This is a genomic window from Desulfomicrobium salsuginis (assembly GCF_054657795.1).
The window spans coordinates 837,931-854,978 of record NZ_BAAHYA010000001.1; the positions used below are offsets into that span (position 1 = coordinate 837,931).

At 63.1% G+C, this 17,048-nt stretch carries 16 protein-coding genes and 2 tRNA genes; 13 read left to right on the forward strand and 5 right to left on the reverse strand.

The window, feature by feature from the left end; all coding sequences use genetic code 11:
* Positions 1–8: 8 nt before the first annotated feature.
* The 4 genes from qrcA to ACYQ3G_RS03690 form a co-directional block, all read right to left on the reverse strand.
* A complete protein-coding gene (qrcA, locus tag ACYQ3G_RS03675; RefSeq protein ID WP_028576954.1) occupies positions 9–548 on the reverse strand; it encodes a menaquinone reductase multiheme cytochrome c subunit QrcA in 540 nt (179 codons plus the stop codon).
* 208 nt (positions 549–756) lie between these two features.
* A complete protein-coding gene (rfbC, locus tag ACYQ3G_RS03680; RefSeq protein WP_459822435.1) occupies positions 757–1,308 on the reverse strand; it encodes a dTDP-4-dehydrorhamnose 3,5-epimerase in 552 nt (183 codons plus the stop codon).
* Between the two features lie 154 nt (positions 1,309–1,462).
* Positions 1,463–1,553, reverse strand: a tRNA-Ser gene (locus tag ACYQ3G_RS03685).
* Between the two features lie 6 nt (positions 1,554–1,559).
* Positions 1,560–1,655 (reverse strand) — tRNA-Ser (locus ACYQ3G_RS03690).
* Between the two features lie 179 nt (positions 1,656–1,834).
* Here ACYQ3G_RS03690 and ACYQ3G_RS03695 point away from each other — a divergent pair.
* The 13 genes from ACYQ3G_RS03695 to ACYQ3G_RS03755 all read left to right on the forward strand — a co-directional run bounded on the left by ACYQ3G_RS03695 (position 1,835) and on the right by ACYQ3G_RS03755 (position 15,434).
* Complete coding sequence (locus ACYQ3G_RS03695) at positions 1,835–3,127, forward strand: homoserine dehydrogenase (RefSeq protein WP_459822437.1); 1,293 nt, start codon at positions 1,835–1,837, stop codon at positions 3,125–3,127.
* Positions 3,127–4,314, forward strand: coding sequence for a cofactor-independent phosphoglycerate mutase (locus ACYQ3G_RS03700; RefSeq protein WP_459822439.1), 1,188 nt, complete (start codon positions 3,127–3,129; stop codon positions 4,312–4,314). The genes ACYQ3G_RS03695 and ACYQ3G_RS03700 overlap by 1 nt, the downstream gene beginning before the upstream one ends.
* Complete coding sequence (locus ACYQ3G_RS03705; protein WP_459822441.1) at positions 4,311–4,724, forward strand: acyl-CoA thioesterase; 414 nt, start codon at positions 4,311–4,313, stop codon at positions 4,722–4,724. The genes ACYQ3G_RS03700 and ACYQ3G_RS03705 overlap by 4 nt, the downstream gene beginning before the upstream one ends.
* A gap of 1 nt (position 4,725) precedes the next feature.
* Positions 4,726–5,565 (forward strand): amidohydrolase family protein, encoded by an 840-nt coding sequence (locus tag ACYQ3G_RS03710; protein WP_459822443.1) that lies wholly within the window; start codon positions 4,726–4,728, stop codon positions 5,563–5,565.
* A 66-nt stretch (positions 5,566–5,631) separates the two neighbouring features.
* Entirely contained in the window at positions 5,632–7,140 is a 1,509-nt protein-coding gene (gene lysS / locus ACYQ3G_RS03715) for a lysine--tRNA ligase (RefSeq protein WP_459822445.1), read from the forward strand.
* Between the two features lie 46 nt (positions 7,141–7,186).
* Complete coding sequence (locus ACYQ3G_RS03720; RefSeq protein WP_459822447.1) at positions 7,187–8,416, forward strand: lipoprotein-releasing ABC transporter permease subunit; 1,230 nt, start codon at positions 7,187–7,189, stop codon at positions 8,414–8,416.
* Positions 8,409–9,086, forward strand: coding sequence for an ABC transporter ATP-binding protein (locus ACYQ3G_RS03725; RefSeq protein WP_028576947.1), 678 nt, complete (start codon positions 8,409–8,411; stop codon positions 9,084–9,086). The genes ACYQ3G_RS03720 and ACYQ3G_RS03725 overlap by 8 nt, the downstream gene beginning before the upstream one ends.
* The gene (bamA, locus tag ACYQ3G_RS03730; protein ID WP_459822450.1) at positions 9,076–11,757 is read left to right on the forward strand and encodes an outer membrane protein assembly factor BamA; all 2,682 of its coding nucleotides are present in this window, start codon (positions 9,076–9,078) and stop codon (positions 11,755–11,757) included. Before ACYQ3G_RS03725 ends, bamA begins: the two co-directional genes overlap by 11 nt.
* A 39-nt stretch (positions 11,758–11,796) precedes the next feature.
* Positions 11,797–12,309: an OmpH/Skp family outer membrane protein gene (locus ACYQ3G_RS03735; protein ID WP_459822452.1), complete on the forward strand. Its 513-nt coding sequence runs from the start codon at positions 11,797–11,799 to the stop codon at positions 12,307–12,309.
* An 11-nt stretch (positions 12,310–12,320) separates the two neighbouring features.
* Positions 12,321–13,349 carry a UDP-3-O-(3-hydroxymyristoyl)glucosamine N-acyltransferase gene (gene lpxD, locus ACYQ3G_RS03740; protein ID WP_459822454.1) on the forward strand — a complete coding sequence of 343 codons (1,029 nt, stop codon included), beginning with the start codon at positions 12,321–12,323 and terminating at the stop codon, positions 13,347–13,349.
* Between the two features lie 7 nt (positions 13,350–13,356).
* Positions 13,357–13,821, forward strand: coding sequence for a 3-hydroxyacyl-ACP dehydratase FabZ (gene fabZ / locus ACYQ3G_RS03745; RefSeq protein WP_028576943.1), 465 nt, complete (start codon positions 13,357–13,359; stop codon positions 13,819–13,821).
* On the forward strand, positions 13,821–14,612 hold the full coding sequence (gene lpxA / locus ACYQ3G_RS03750) for an acyl-ACP--UDP-N-acetylglucosamine O-acyltransferase (protein ID WP_028576942.1): 792 nt from the start codon (positions 13,821–13,823) through the stop codon (positions 14,610–14,612). The genes fabZ and lpxA overlap by 1 nt, the downstream gene beginning before the upstream one ends.
* A 6-nt stretch (positions 14,613–14,618) precedes the next feature.
* Positions 14,619–15,434 carry an LpxI family protein gene (locus ACYQ3G_RS03755; RefSeq protein ID WP_459822457.1) on the forward strand — a complete coding sequence of 272 codons (816 nt, stop codon included), beginning with the start codon at positions 14,619–14,621 and terminating at the stop codon, positions 15,432–15,434.
* A gap of 149 nt (positions 15,435–15,583) precedes the next feature.
* Here ACYQ3G_RS03755 and thrC read toward each other — a convergent pair whose 3' ends face one another.
* Positions 15,584–17,026 carry a threonine synthase gene (gene thrC, locus ACYQ3G_RS03760; protein ID WP_459822459.1) on the reverse strand — a complete coding sequence of 481 codons (1,443 nt, stop codon included), beginning with the start codon at positions 17,024–17,026 and terminating at the stop codon, positions 15,584–15,586.
* Between the last annotated feature and the right edge of the window lie 22 nt (positions 17,027–17,048).

Below are 17,048 nucleotides of genomic sequence, written 5' to 3' on the forward strand. Positions count from 1 at the left end.
CTCCTGTCTTATTTGTGGCACACAAAACAGGCGTTGCTGGCGCCGGTCTTGGCATGGCATTCTTCACACTGCCACATCTTCATGGTGTCCTTGCTGTAGCCCGAGAGCCTGTTCTCGTGGTACACAGGCGGGGTCTTCATCTTGGCCACGTCGGGATGACACGAAGTGCACTCGAGCTCCTTGTGCGCGATGTGGGAGAAGTACACGTTGTCCGGCTGCGTCTGGTACGCGAGCCATTCGACTTCCTTTTCCTGCTGCACATACTCGGTCACGAAACGGGCTTCGTCGGGATCCTCCCCCTGGACATCCTCATGACAGCCGACACAATTCGCATTGGTGGGCAGACCGGTAAAGGAACCATCCTCCCGAAAAGCATGACAGTCTTCGCATGCCATGCCCTGATCTTCCACATGCACGACGTGATCGAACCGGATGGGTTGGGTCTTCTGACTGTACAGGACTTTTGGAAAGCCCCACCAACCAAGCACGATCGATGCCACCAAACCGATCAGGAATGGCAACACCACGCAGCTCTTGCATTTTGCCACAGTCCTCTCCTCCTACCGCGTTAAGATGAAATGTGAAAAACCGCTCAAGAAATAATTGCCTCTGTGTATGCAAGAGACTCGTCGGGTGTCAAGAGATAATGAAAAAAATCACGATCTTCCGAACACCCCTAACTCCCTCGCAACATTTGAAAATCAACGTCCAAAAGCCCTATTGCCGACCGAAACGCTCGGCAATTTTCACCCCTCCTCAGAAGCTGAACGGCGAGTCGAAATCCTTCAGCCGCGGCAGGCGCACATCCTTCTGCGACAGCACGGGCGGAAGGTCCGGCCACGCAATGCCCAGGCCCGGATCGCACCACAGGATACCGCCGTCATGTTCGGGGGAGTAATATCGGTCGACCTTGTAGAGAAAGTCCGTGTCCGGCTCCAGCGTCATGTAGCCGTGGGCCAGACCAGCAGGAATGAGCAGTTGACGATGATTTTCGGCCGAAAGCGTGAAGCCCTCCCAGCGGCCATAGGCAGGCGACCCCTTGCGCAGGTCCACCACCACGTCGAAGACTGCGCCGCGCGTCACGCGCACCAGCTTTGTCTGGGCCATGGGCGGGGACTGAAAATGCAGTCCGCGCAGCACGCCGGCCTGGGCCGAGAAGGCATGGTTGTCCTGCACGAAGTCGACGGCCAGGCCGTTGTCCTCGAACCGTCTGCGGCTGTACGTCTCGCTGAAAAAGCCCCTGTGGTCGCCGAACACCTCGGGCTTGATCAGCAAAACTCCTGGTATGTTGGTGCGGGTCACATCCATGCCGGCCATCCTTGGTTTGGGGTTGAAGCGCCTCCTCCCCTACAGAAAGAGCGGCCCGAAAACAATGCCGACGCCTACCCAGCCCCGAAGGACCAGCTGCGCAGAAACAAAAAAACCGCCGGAAACATAACGTTCCAGCGGCAGTGATCGCGTGTGGCGGAGGGTTAGGGATTCGAACCCCAGATGCCCGCAAAGGCATGCCGGTTTTCAAGACCGGTGCAATCAACCAACTCTGCCAACCCTCCAGGGGATGGCGGAGAGGGAGGGATTTGAACCCTCGATAGAGGTTTACGCCCCTATACTCGCTTAGCAGGCGAGCGCCTTCAGCCTAGCTCGGCCACCTCTCCGTTCGTGTGAAGAAAACGCTGGTTATACAAAACAGAATAGAGCGTCAACAAAAAATGACCATCGCAAGCGTTTCCCGCCGCCCCTGAGCGCCCGCTTTTGACAGCGCGCCACGGATGGGGCAAAGAGCATGCTTCGACTCTATAATCTTTTTCTCAATGCTTCGGCGTGGAGGAATCCCTTGAAAGACTCCGTCATCCATCTCGGCCTGGCCGGCCTGGGCACGGTCGGCTCCGGGCTCGTCAAGATCATCCAGGAGAACGGCGACTGGATCGAGCGCAGGCTCGGCAAGACCCTCAAAGTGAAAACCATCATGGTCCGCGACCTCGACAAGCCCAGAAACGTCGTCCCGTCCCCGGACACCGCCTTCACAACGAATATCGACGACATCATCGGCGACCCCGAAATCGACATCGTGGTTGAACTGGCCGGGGGCATCGATTTCCCGCGCAGGCTCATTACCCAGGCCCTGAACAGCGGCAAGTCCGTGGTCACGGCCAACAAGGCCCTGCTGGCCGAGCACGGCCCCGAACTCTTCGAACTGGCGGCCAGCAGGAACCTGGGCCTCTATTATGAAGCCAGCGTGGCCGGGGGAATCCCCATCATCCAGACCCTCAAGGAAAGCCTGGCCGGCAACCGCATCAAGGCCATGACCGGCATCCTGAACGGCACGGCCAACTTCATCATGTCCGAAATGTCCGAGAAGGGCGAGGACTTCGCCACGGTCCTGGCCAAGGCCCAGGCCAAGGGCTACGCCGAGGCGGACCCGACCCTGGACGTCGAGGGCATCGACGCCGCGCACAAGCTGGTCATCCTCATCCGCCTCGCCTACGGCCAGGACTTCCCGCTGAGCAAGCTCACGGTGGAAGGCATCTCCAAGGTCGAGCAGTTCGACATCACCCTGGCCAAGGAATTCGGCTACCGCCTGAAGCTCCTGGCCCAGGTCCGCGAAAAGTCGGGGCTTCTGCACGCCGGCGTGTACCCGGCCCTGCTGCGCCAGGACCACATCCTGGCCAAGGTCGACGGCCCCTTCAACTCCATCCTGCTCGAAGGCAACGCCGTGGGACCGGTCATGCTCTACGGACAGGGCGCCGGCGACCTGCCCACGGGCAGCGCCGTGCTGGCCGACATTCTGGCCCTGGCCCGCACCAACTGCGTGCCCAACAACACGGGCTTCCTGGAGACGCGCCTGCCCCAGGCCCAGATCCTGGCCCCGGAGCTGACCGTGTTCCGCCACTACTTCCGCTTCACCGTGGTCGACCGGCCTGGCGTCATGGCTTCCATCGCAGGGGTCATGGGCGAGTACAACATCAGCATCGCCCAGGTCGTACAGCGCCAGTACGCGCCCGACGCCGGCGTACCCATCGTCTTCATCAGCCATTCAGCGCAGATGCAAAACGTTTCCGCGGCCCTGGACACCATCAAGAAATTCAGCTTCGTGCTCGACCCGCCGGTGCACTACAGGATCATCTGATGAAGACCGTCTTTCTCGTGGCCGACGGCATGGCCGGCTGGCCCCTGGACGCCCTGGGCGGGCGCACCACGCTGCAGGCCGCTGCAAAGCCCACCCTCGACTCCCTGGCCCCGCGCTCGCGCTGTGGCCTGTGCCGGACCGTGCCCGAAGGCATGCCCCCCGGCTCGGACGTGGCCAACATGTCGCTCCTGGGCTACGACCCGCGGGCACACCACACCGGCCGGGGCCCCATCGAGGCCGCGGCCCAGGGCCTGGCCCTGGACGCCGACGACCTGGTCTGGCGCATGAACCTGGTCAACCTGACGGAACTCTCGGACGAAGGCGTCATGCTGGACTATTCCTCCGGGCACATCGGCACCGCCGTGGCCGCGCCCCTTGTCGCCAGGCTGGCGGGAATGGCCCAGGGCACTCCCTTCCAGCCGGTCCAGGGCATCCAGTACCGCCACCTCCTGGTGCAGCGAGGCGGCGCCCTGACCGGCGCGGCCGGCTTGAACATTCGCCCGCCCCATGACATCCTCGATCAGGCCATCGCCCAGGATCTGGCGGCCTTCGAGACCTTTCCGGAACTTGCGGCCTTCCTCAAGGCCGCCCATGAGTTCCTACGCTCCGAACCCACCTCCCACGCCACATCCGTATGGCCATGGGGGCAGGGACGCCCTCTGATCCTGCCGGCCTTTGCCGGCCGCTTCGGACTGCGCGGGGCCGTGGTCTCGGCCGTGGACCTGGTCAAGGGCCTGGGCAGGGCCGCGGGCATGGACGTGCTGGAAGTCGAGGGCGTCACCGGCCTCATCGACACCAACTACGAAGGCAAGGTCCGGGCGGCGCTGGAATTTCTGCAGCACGGCGACTTCGTCTACGTGCATGTGGAGGCCCCGGACGAATGCGGCCACATGGGCGACCCGGAACTCAAGAAGCGCGCCATCGAACTCTTCGACGAGCGCATCGTGGCCCCGGTCCTGGCGGCCCTGGAAAACGAGGACGCAACCATCGTCGTGACCTGCGACCATTTCACGCCAGTAGTCCGCCGCACCCACACCGAGGACCCGGTGCCGTTCCTGCTCTTCCGCACCCGCGCCCCGCGCGCGGACGGACCGGCCGTCTTCGACGAGCGCACGGCCGGGGCCTCGGGCCTTTTCCTGCCCCAGGGGCTTGACCTCCTCCCCTTCTGCCTCGGAACGGACGCATGACCGACGCCTTCCCCAAGCCCTCGTGCTGGCTCGCCCACCGCGTGTCCTACGGCGAGACCGACGCCATGGGTGTGGTCTACTACGCCAACTACCTGCACCTCTTCGAACGCGGCCGCAGCGAGTTGATCAGGAACCTGGGCTTCAGCTACAGCGTCGTCGAGGAGCGCGGCATCTTCCTGCCCGTGCGCGAGGCCTCCTGCCGCTATCTCGCCCCGGCGCGCTACGACGACGTCATCCACATCCGCACCGGTCTGGCGGGGCAGTCGCGGGCCAGCCTGAACTTCGTCTACGAGATCATGAACGAGGCACGCGAACACGTCCTGACCAGGGGCACGACCCAGCACGCGGTGGTCAACGCCCAGGGCCGGCCGGTCCGCGTCCCGGAATGGCTCTCGGCCCTCTTTGTCTAGGATGGTCGACTGTCACACCCACGTCTTCCCCCCCAAGATCGGCCCAAGGCTGGCGGCGGCCATAGGCCGTGAGTTCGGGCGCGACCCGGCCGGCGACGGCTCGGCCGAAAACCTCCTCAAGCACCTGACCGAAGCCGGTCTGTCGCAGGCGATATGCTTCACCGCGGCCCTGCGCCCGGACCAGATGATTCCGGCCAACTCCTGGATGATCGGGCTGCGGCGGACCCACGCACACCTCATCCCGCTGGGCACGGTCCACCCGGAGCATCCCGCCTGGGCGGAGGAGCTGGACCGCCTGGAGCGAAACGGCATCCGCGGCCTGAAAATCCATCCCGACCTCTCCGGCATCCCCCTGAACTCGCCGCTCTGGGACCCCGTCTGGGAAAGCGTCCGGAACCGCTTCCTCGTCATGGTCCACATGGGCCCGGTTCGGCCCGGCGAAGCGACGCTCTCCCGCCCGCGGGACCTGTCCCTCGTCCTTATGCGCCACCGCGGCCTCGACGTCGTGGCCGCCCATCTTGGCGGGCTCGGACTGTGGGAGGAAACCCTGGAGCATCTGGCCGGGAAGGACATCTATATGGATACGTCCTGCTGCAATGACGTCGTCCCCGCTTCGGCCATGGGCGCTCTTCTGGCCCGCCATGAACGGAGCCGGATCCTCTTCGGCAGCGACTACCCGCTTTTCTCCCCGAAATCCGAGCGTTCGGCCCTGACCCGCCTTCTCGCGCAACTGCGTGTGTCCGACAGCACGATCCTGGGCAACGGAAATCGGCTGGCGCAGAGCCTCCAACCCGGCGGATTTGCAGGCCGGCCGCCAGCTCCCGGCATTGACTTTTCTTGACGACGGGTACAATTTCCAATACCCGCGTCTGGTTAACCGACGCAATACCCCCCGAGGAGACTTTCCTTGACACAAGAACAGACAAATGCCCCCAGCGAAAAGCAGCTGCTGCGCCACCGCAAGGATAAGGCCCAGTTCCTGCTCGACGCGGGCATTCCGCTATATCCCAACGACTTCCGCCGCTCGGCCGAAATCGGAGACATCCTCGACGCCCACGGGCACAAGGATGAAGAAACGCTGGCCAGCGAAGCCGGCTCGTTTTCCCTGTGCGGCCGCATCATGGCCCACCGCTCTTTCGGCAAGGTGACCTTCTTCCACATCCAGGACACGAGCGGAAAAATCCAGGTCTACACGGCCCGCGACGACCTCGGCGCAGAAGCGTACGGGGTTTTCAAGAAATTCGAGATCGGCGACATCGTCGGCGTGGTCGGCGGCCTGTTCCGCACCAAGACCGGCGAACTGACCGTCAAGGCGGATCAGGTCCGCCTGCTGACCAAGTCCATGCGCCCCCTGCCAGAAAAGTACCACGGCCTGAAGGACGTTGAGACCCGCTACCGCCAGCGCTACGTCGACCTGCTGGTCAACGACCGCGCCCGCGAGATCTTCCGCAAGCGCACGGCCATTGTGCAGTACATCCGCAATTTCCTGAACGAGCGCGGGTTCCTGGAAGTCGAGACGCCCATGATGCAGCCCATCGCCGGCGGCGCCACGGCCAAACCCTTCCGGACGCACCACAACGCCCTGGACATGGACCTCTTCCTGCGCATCGCCCCGGAACTGTACCTCAAACGGCTTCTGGTGGGCGGCTTCGACCGGGTCTACGAGATCAACCGAAATTTCCGCAACGAAGGTATCGACACGCGGCACAACCCGGAATTCACCATGATCGAATTCTACTGGGCCTACGCCACCTTCGTCGACCTCATGGACCTGACCCAGGAACTCCTTGGCGGGGTGGCCAAGGCCGTCAGCGGCACCCACCTCGTGGAATACCAGGGCCAGATCATCGACCTGCAGGACGGCTGGGTCCGCATGCCCTTCCACGAATCCCTGGAAAAGATCGGCGGCGTGTCCCCGGATGTCTACACCGACTACGACAAGTGCAAGGACCTGGCCCAGAAGCTCGGCGAAGCCGTGCAGCCCAAGGAGAAGCTCGGCAAGCTCCAGGCCAAGCTCTTCGACAACCTGGTGGAGCCCAAGCTCATCCAGCCGCACTTCATCTATCACTACCCGACGGACATCTCCCCGCTCTCGCGCAAGAACGACCAGAACCCCGACATCACGGACCGGTTCGAACTGTTCATCTGCGGGCAGGAGATGGCCAACGCCTTTTCCGAACTCAACGACCCCTACGACCAGAAGGACCGGTTCGAGGAGCAGGTACGCGAAAAGGCTGCCGGCGACGACGAGGCCCACGCCATGGACGAGGACTACATCCGCGCCCTGGAGTACGGCATGCCCCCCGCCGCAGGGCAGGGCATCGGCATCGACCGCCTCGTCATGCTGCTGACGGACTCGCCGTCCATTCGGGAAGTCATCCTCTTCCCGCTGCTGCGGCCCGAGATCGCCGGCTAGCGCCCCGGCGCTGCTTGTCCGGCACGTCTCCACCAAGCGAGAACCCATGCAATTCGAATTGTTTGTCTCTCTGCGGTATCTTCTGGCCCGGCGCAAACAGGCCTTCATTTCCGTCATCTCGCTCATCTCGGTGCTGGGCGTGGCCATCGGCGTGGCTTCGCTGATCGTCGTCCTCGGCGTCATGAACGGATTCAGCGAGAACCTGCGCGACAAGATCCTGGGCATCAACTCCCACCTCATCGTCGGCTCGGTCAAGCAGACCATCGAAAACTACGACCGTCTGGTGGACAAGAGTATGCAGCTCGACGGCATCGCGGCCGCCACCCCCTTCATCTACTATGAAGTCATGCTGTCCACCCCTTCGGGGGTCAAAGGAGTGGTCCTGCGCGGCATCGACCCGAATACGGCCGGCCAGGTCCTGTCCGTGGAAAAGGACCTGGTCAGCGGCAGTCTGAAGGATCTGGGGAACCAGGCCGACACGCCGGGCATCGTCATTGGCAAGGAGCTGGCCACACGTCTGGGGCTGACCATGGGCAGCCGCGTCAGCCTGCTCGCCCCGAGCGGCAAGAAGTCCGCAGCCGGCTTTTCGCCCAAGATTCTCTTCTTCAACGTGGTCGGCATCTTCAATTCCGGCATGTACGAATACGACTCGTCCCTGGTCTTCGTCTCCATTCCCGAGGCTCAGAAAATCCTCGGCTTCGAGGGCGACGTCGTCACGGGCATCGAGTACCGGGTGACCGACATCGACGCGGTGCAGCAGACCGGCGAACTCCTGGTCCGCAGCCTCGGGGGCTTTCCCCTCTATTCGCGCAACTGGATCGAGATGAACCAGAACCTCTTCGCGGCGCTTAAGCTCGAAAAGACGGCCATGGCCGTGATCCTGACCATGATCGTGCTGGTGGGTTCCTTCTCCATCATCACCACCCTGGTCATGATGGTCATGGAGAAGACCAAGGACATCGCCGTGCTCATGGCCTTGGGCGCCACGCCGCCGCAGATCCGCAACATCTTCATCCTGCAGGGCTCCCTCATCGGCGCCGTGGGCACGAGCATCGGGTTCGGCCTGGGCCTGGCCATCTGTTCGCTGCTCAAGAAGTACCAGTTCATCAAGCTGCCGGCCGACGTCTACTACCTGGACCACCTCCCGGTGAAGACCGAGCTTCTGGACATGTCGCTCATCGCCGTGTCGGCCATGATCCTGTGCTTTCTGGCCACCCTCTACCCTGCCCGCCAGGCAGCCGGGATGCACCCCACCGAGGCCCTGCGCTATGAGTGACGTCTACCGCCTGCAGGGCATCGGCAAATCCTACCAGCAGGGCGAGGAAACCCTCACCGTGCTGAACGACATAGACCTGACCGTGGGCCGCGGTGACTCCCTGGCCATCATCGGGGCCTCGGGCTCGGGCAAGAGCACACTCCTGCAGATCATGGGCACCCTGGACGTACCGTCCCGGGGGACCATCCTCTTCGACGGCGCGGACATCTCGACCCTCGGCTGGAAGGAGAGGGCCCGCATCCGCAACCGGAACATGGGCTTCGTGTTCCAGTTCCACCACCTTCTGCCCGAATTTTCCACGCGCGAAAACGTGGCCATGCCAGGCATCATCGGCGGCATGCCCCGGGGCCGGGCCCTGGAAATGGCCGACGCTGCTTTGTCGCGCGTGGGGCTTGCGCATCGCCTCCATCACAGGGTAACCACTCTGTCCGGAGGAGAGAGACAGCGCGCGGCCATTGCCCGCGCCATCCTGCTCGAACCTGCGGTGGTGCTGGCCGACGAGCCCACCGGAAACCTGGATGAACGAACGGGGCGGGAGGTCAACGACCTCCTGCTGCATTTGAACAGGAATCAGGGTGTGACCCTGGTCGTCGTCACCCACAATGTTGAACTTGCCCAGTGCATGCGTCGCACCTTGGAGCTTCGTTCCGGAGAACTGTATGAATCGTAACGCGTTCCTGCTTCTGCTTCTCGTCCTCGGTCTTTTCTGCGCCGGACCGTCCTTCGCGGAAACTTCGGGAAAGGTCATCGTCCTGCCCTTTGCCGTGAATGCGGGCCCGGATCTGGCCTATCTGGAGGAAAGCCTGCCGAAGATGCTTCGGGAACGGTTGACGGACATGGGCTTCGACGTGGTGCCTGAGGGCGAGACCATGCGCCTGCTTGAGGAACAGCGAATCGAATACCTGGACCTGAACGTGGCCAAGGACATGGCGCTGCTGGCCGGAGCCGGCCATGCCGTCTACGGCAGTTTCAGCCAGGTGGGCGAAAGCATCAGCCTGGACACCCGTCTGGTGGAGGCCTACGGCGTGACCGAGCCCAAGCCGTTCTTCGTCGTCAAGGAGGGGGTCATCAACATCCTCCCGGCCATCGACGAGACGGCGGCCAAGATCAAGCTCGGCATGCAGCAGAAGGATCGCATCGCCTCCATCGACGTGCGCGGCAACGAAATCCTCGACGACGATGTCGTGCTCATGCGCCTCAAGATCCAACCCGGCGACGCCTACGACCCCAAGGCCGTTAACGCCGAGCTCAAAAGCCTCTACGACCTCGGCTACTTCGACGATATCGAAATTTCCATGGATGACAGCTCCGAGGGCAAACGCCTGATCATCACGGTCAAGGAAAAGCCCCTCATCCAGGCCATCTCCGTGCAGGGCGCTCAGGAACTGGACGCCGACGACCTCCTGGCGGCCATCGCCACCAAGACCGGAGCCGTCCTCAACCCGCGCGTCCTGGCCGACGACATGGGCAAAATCCGCGAACTGTACCGCAAGGACGGCTACTACAACGCCAAGGTCAGCTACAGTCTCGAACAGGCTGACGCCAAACGCGCCCGCCTGAACATCCTCGTCGACGAGGGCAAGAAGCTCTATGTCACGGACATCATCATCCAGGGCGCCAAGCAGCTCGACCCCGACGACCTCAAGGACGAACTGGCCCTGTCGGAACGCGGGATGCTGTCCTGGATCACCGGGTCGGGCGTCCTGCGCGAGGAGATCCTCGACCGCGACGCCGCCGCCCTGGAAGCGTATTACGGCAACCGCGGCTTCCTCAACGCCAAGGTCGGCCAGCCCGAGGTCACGTACTCGGAAACGGGCATCACCGTCACCTTCCAGGTGGACGAGGGTGCGCGCTACAAGGTCACGTCCGTGGAATACGCCGGCGAGATGATCGGCGCGCCCCAGGATCTGAACTCCGTGGTGAAGATGGACGATCTGGTGGCCAAGAAGGAGTACCTCGACCGTTCGGTCATGCGCTCGGATCTGCAGAAGCTCACGGAGCACTACTCAAACTTCGGCTACGCCTTCGCCGAAGCCGACGTGAAGATCGACCGCAACGACGCCGAAAACACCGTGGCCCTGACCTACACCATGTCCAAGGGCGCCAAGGTGTCCATCAACCGCGTGCTGATCGAGGGCAACACCAAAACCAGAGACAACGTCATCCGCCGTGAAATGCGCCTGGCTGACGGCGATCTTTTCAGCGGCTCCCAGCTGCGCAGGTCCAACGCGCGCCTGAACAAACTCGACTTCTTCGAGACCGTGGAAATCACCCCGGAACCCGCAGGCTCCCCCAACGAACTGAACCTCCGGGTCAAGGTCAAGGAGAAGCCCACGGGGCAGTTCTCCGCCGGCGTCGGCTACTCCAGCTACGCGCAGGTCTTCTTCTCGGGCCAGATTCTGGAGCGCAACCTCTTCGGCATGGGCTATCAGCTCGGTTTCACGGGTACCATCAGCGCCAAGTCCGCCGACTACACGGCGACCTTCTGGAACCCCCACTACAACGACACCAACCTCGGCATGGGCGTGAGCCTCTACAACAAGCTCAACGACTATTCCGACTACGACAAGCAGGCCATGGGCGGCCGTCTGCTCTTCGGGTACCCCCTGGGCGAGTACACCAACCTGAACTGGCATTACCGCCTCGAGCAGTACACCATCGAGGACGTGGAGGACGACGCCGACAAGGTCATCAAGGACATCGAAGGCGAGAACTGGGCCAGTTCGTTCTACGCATCGATCAAGCGCGACACCACTGACCGCCGCATCAACCCGACCAAGGGCATGACGCACCAGTTCTCCACCGAGTATGGCGGCGGCATCCTGGGCGGCGACGACGACTTCATCAAGTACATCGCCGACGCCAACCACTACTTCCCCATCTTCCTGGAAACCGTCATCCATCTGCACGCCCAGGCCGGGTACATCATGGAGAACGGGGGCGATCGGATTCCGCCCTTCGAAAGGTTCTACCTCGGCGGCATGAACTCCGTGCGCGGCTACAAAGAGCGCAGCGTCTCACCGCTCTACGATGACAAGGACGCGTCTGAAGGGTATGAAGAAGGCGACGAGAAGGGCGGCAACAAGAGCTTCTTCTTCAACGCCGAGTATCTTGTGCCCCTGCACAAGGAGATGGGCATCCTCGGACTGGTCTTCTTCGATGCCGGCAAGGCCTGGGACGAAGACGAGAATATCGACACCGACCTGTACAAGAGCGTCGGCGCCGGTGTGCGCTGGTACTCCCCCCTCGGCCCCCTGCGACTGGAGTATGGCTACCCGCTTGACGAAATCAACAATGAGCGGGAAGGACGTTTCGAGTTTTCAGTTGGACAGTTCTTTTAACATCAAACCAAAGATTACGGACATATCGAGGAGATTTCCATGCGTGTATTCATCCTGACGTTTTTTCTCGTCCTGTGCATGAGCCTGACAGCCAGCGCCGAAACGAAGATCGGGTTTGTGGACATGAAGGCCGTCATCGCCAAGTCCGAGCCCGGTTCCAAGGCCATGGAACAGCTCAAGTCCCAGTTCAAGGACATGAAGGACAACCTTGACGCCCAGAAGAAGTCCCTGGACAGCCTCAAGGACGAACTGCAGAAGCAGTCCATGATGCTCAGCCAGGAAGCCAAGCTGGACAAGGAAGCCCAGTACAAGCGCAAGGTGCGCGACTTCCAGGACATGGGCCAGAGCTACCAGCGCAAGCTGCAGCAGGCCGAGCAGAGCCTCTCCAAGCCCATCATCGACAAGCTTCTGGAAGTCATCCAGGACTACGGCAAGAAGAACGGCTTCACCGCCATCTTCGACAAGCAGGCCAGCGGTCTTGTCTTCAGCCAGGACAACGTCGATCTGACGGGCACCATCATTGCCGAACTGAACAAGGCCATGCGCAAGTAACCGGGACAGCGATGCGTCTTTCCGAAATCGCCACCAGCCTGGGACTGCCTCTGCAGGGCGGGGACATGGAAGTCGTCGGGGTCAACACCCTGGCCGACGCCTCGCCCGCGGAGCTGTCCTTCCTGGCCAACCCGAAGTACGCCCCCCAACTGGCCACGACCAGGGCGGGGGCGGTTATCGTTTCGGCGGATCAGGCCCCTGGGGACAAGCCCTGTCTCATCAGCCCCAACCCCTACCTTGACTTCGCTCGGTGCGTGCAGCTTTTCGCCAAGCCGCAAGGCTGCTTCGAGGGCGTAAGCCCTCTGGCCTTCGTGCACCCTGAAGCTCAGGTCGATCCCTCCGCCGCCGTGGCGCCCTTCGCGTCAATCGGCAAGGGTGCGCGCATCGGCCGCGGGGTGCGGATCTTCAACGGCAGCTACATCGGTGAAGACTGCGTCGTCGACGAGGACTGCGTCATCTACCCCAACTGCTCCCTGATGGCCGGGACGAGTCTGGGCAAGCGCGTCATCCTCCATGCGGGCACGGTGCTCGGCAGCGACGGCTTCGGCTTCGCCCAGGGCGCCGGAGCCATGACCAAGTTCCCGCAGATCGGCAGGGTCGTCATCGAGGACGACGTCGAAATCGGCGCCAACACGACCATCGACCGCGCCGCCCTTGGCGAGACCCGCGTCGGTCAGGGCACCAAGATCGACAATCTGGTCCAGCTCGGACACAACGTCCGCGTCGGTCGCAACTGCCTGATCGTGGCCCAGGTCGGCATCGCCGGCTCCACGACCCTGGGCGACGGCGTCATCCTGGCCGGACAGGTCGGCGTGGCCGGGCACATCCACCTCGGAGACGGCTGCCGCATCGGGGCCAAGTCCGGCATCGGGCAGGACGTGCCTCCCAAGCAGGATATGAGCGGCATCCCGGCCATGTCCCACGGCACATTCCTGCGGACTTCCGCCATCATGCCCAAGCTGCCGGAGATGAAACGCCGCCTTTCGAAACTGGAAAAGGAACTGGCCGCCTTACGGGAAGAAATCGCCAACAAAGGGTAACGACATGATCACCAAACCAGAAAGCGGCGAAATCGTCAGCCGGGACATCCTGGACCTGCTCCCTCACCGCTACCCCTTTCTGCTCGTGGACCGGGTACTGAGCTTCGAACCCATGAAATCCGTGCACGCCATCAAGAGCGTGTCCATCAACGAGCCTTTTTTCCAGGGCCATTTCCCGTCCTACCCCGTCATGCCCGGCGTCCTCATCCTCGAGGCCCTGGCCCAGGCCGGCGGGATCATGGTCATCAAGAGCCTGCCCGCGGCCGAAACCGTCGGGAAGATCTTCCTGTTCACGGGCATGGAGAAAGTGCGTTTCCGGCGCCCCGTGTTCCCGGGCGACCAGCTGCACCTGCACGTCACCTACGAGCGCCACAAGATGATGATGTGGAAGACAAACGGCAAGGCCATGGTCGACGGCAAAGTCGTGGCCGAAGGCATCCTGACCGCATCCGTGGTACCCAGGGAGGACTGATGCAGACGACCATCCACCCCGCCGCCATCGTATCGCCCGGCGCGATCCTGGGCACCGGCGTGACCGTCGGGCCGTTCGCCATCATCGAGGATGACGTGCGCATCGGCGACGGCACCGTCATCGACGCAGGGGCGCAGATCAAGCGATTCACCACCCTCGGGGCGGGCAACCACGTCCATTCCATGGCCTGTGTCGGCGGCGAGCCCCAAGATCTCAAATTCCACGGCGAAGAGACCCGCCTCGAAATCGGGGACCGCAACAAAATCCGCGAATTCTCCACCATTCACCGCGGCACCGAAGGCGGCGGCGGCCTGACCAAAGTCGGGTCGGACAACCTGATGATGGCCTACTCGCACATAGCCCACGACTGCATCGTCGGCGACAACAACGTCCTGGCCAACGCCGCGACCCTGGCCGGCCACGTCATCGTCGGCAGCGAAGTGGTCGTGGGCGGCCTGTCAGCCGTGCACCAGTTCGTGACCATCGGCGATTTCGCCTTCATCGGCGGCAAGACCGGAGTGGCACAGGATGTCCCTCCGTTCATGCTTACCGTTGGCGAGCGCGCCACCCTGCGCGGTCTCAACCTCATCGGCCTGCGGCGTCACGGCTTCTCGTCCGAGGAGATCAGCGCACTCAAGTCGGCCTACAAGCTCATCTGGCGCTCGAACCAGGAACGCAACGAAGTCATGCAGCAAGTCGAGACGGAGCTTGGCAGCTTCCCGCAGGTCATGAAACTCCTGGAGTTCATCCGCGCCAGCAAACGGGGCACCATCACGCCTGAACGCATCTGAGCGGGCATGAGCAGGACCCTTGGCATCATCGCCGGCGGGGGCGCCTTTCCCATCACTGTGGCCAAAACCGCGAAGGCTCGGGGAGAGCGGGTCGTCGGTGCCGGATTCGCGTCAGACACCGACCCGGCTTTCCCCGCGCGCTGTGACGCCTTTGTATGGCTCAAGCTCGGCCAACTCGGCCGCCTCATCGACTTCTTTACCGCCCATGGCGTGACCCACGTGGTCATGGCCGGCCCCATCAACAAACCCCGCGCCCTTGACCTGCGCCCGGACTGGCGCGCTGCGAAGCTCCTTTTTTCAACGAAGACACGCGGCGACGACGCGCTACTGCGGGCCGTCACTTCGGAACTGGAGCGTGAGGGCATGCAGGTTGTGGCCCCCCATCTCTATTCCCCCGACCTGCTCGCCCCCGAGGGCGTCCTGACCCGCCGAAAGCCCACGGAACGCGAACAGGAGGATATCTCCTTCGGCTGGAACGTGTCCCAAAGTCTGGGGTCGTTCGATATCGGACAGTGCCTGGTGGTGCGGGAAAAGATCGTCCTGGCCGTGGAGGCCATAGAGGGCACCGACGCCGCCATACGTCGCGGCGGTCAGCTGGGAGGGGCCGGCGCCGTCGTGATCAAACGTCCGAAACCCACACAGGACCGGCGCCTGGACATGCCCGCCGTCGGTCCGAACACCCTGCGCGTCATGGCCGAGGTCGGGGCCACCTGCCTGGCCGTAGAGGCCGGAGGGTGCATATTCTTCGAACAGGGTCGCACCCTGGAATACGCCGACGCGAACGGCATCGCCATCGTCTCCTTAGCCGCAAGCGCTTCCTGATCCCCGCCGCTGCGCACGCAAGACAACGCACCGGCGCTCTCTATCCACGGCTCCTCCTCCGACAGCCAAGCGACGCCGTCGCTCTACGCAAAAAAAACAGGCCGGGACGCAAGCCCCGGCCTTTCCTGCACGGATCGTCTCGGACAGGACTACCTTTTGTTCAGCCCCAGAATCTCTACAACGTTCTGCGCCGCCTGGGCCGTGAAGGCGTCCTCGGAAAGACGGTCCTTGTCCTCCTGCCCGATGACCAGACGCGGAGCGTTGGCGAGCTTCTCGTCGGGCGTGATGCCGTACTCCGGGCCGAAGGAATTCTGGTAGTACATGTCCTGGAAGCCCGAGAACTTGAGCGCGTGGGCCGTGGCGTCCAGGACGGCCAGCTCGCCCTTGTCCATGAGGCCCTGCTCCCGGGCCTTGAGCAGCCCGGCCAGGCATTCGCCGCCCTGGGTGCAGGCGATGTGCCCGTGGCGGTTGGCCAGCAGCATGGACTCGATGATGCGCTGCTCGCTGACCTGCACCACCTGGAAGGAGCCGCCCAGAGCCTGGTATTTGTCCGCCAGGAAGGCCACGCGCGGGAAGGAGACGGGATTGCCGATCATGGCTGCCTGGGCCACGGAGGGGCGCACCTTGACGGCCTCGTAGCGTCTCTCGCCAGCAGTCTGGGCGTAATAGCGGAAGACCGGGTCGGCATGTTCGGACTGCACGCCGAAGATGCGCGGCAGCACGTCGATGACGCCAAGGCGCAAAAGTTTCAGGAAGCCGCCCATGACGGCCGTGATGTTGCCCGCGTTGCCGATGGGCACGAACACGGCCTTGCCGCGCATGTCCCAATTGTACCACTGGGCCACTTCAAAGGCGTAACTCTCCTGGCCCAAGATGCGCCAGGCGTTCTTGGAATTGAGCAATGCCACGCGGTAATGGTCGGCCAGATACTCGACGACCTTCATGCAGTCATCGAACACGCCGGGGATTTCGAGCACGCGCGCGCCGCTGCCCAGGGGCTGTGACAGCTGCTGTGCCGTGACCTTGCCTTTGGGCAGGAGCACCACGGAGGTCAGGGGCTCACCCACGTAGGCGGCATAGAGCGCCGCGGCGGCCGAGGTGTCGCCCGTGGAGGCGCAGATTGTCAGGACGTTGTCCCAGCCGTGTTTGGCCACGAGATGGCGCAGGTAGGAAAAGGCGCAGGCCATGCCGCGGTCCTTGAAGGAGGCCGAGGGGTTCTGCCCGTCGTTCTTGAAAGCCATGGGCTGGCCCACGAGACGCTCCAGGGCGGGGGAAGAGCGGGTCACGGGCGTGTTGCCCTCGCCGAGGTAGACGATGTCGGATTCGCCGAGCACGGGCGCCATCAGTTCATAGAAACGGAAAATGCCACGCAGCGCCGGGTTCTTGGTGGCAGCGCGCAGGTCGAACGTGTCGCGCCAGGCTTGGCCGGAAGTCTTTTCGAGCTCGCCAAAACGGGCGTCCTCGAGCAGGAACACGCCCTTGCACTGCGGGCAGGTGTAGTGCAGTTCGTCGATGGGATACCTGGCCTGACAGCCGAGGCAGACATATTCCATTTCCCCGCGGTAGGAAGGGAAAACATTGGCTTCGCGCATGAGACGCCCCCTCAAAGGACAG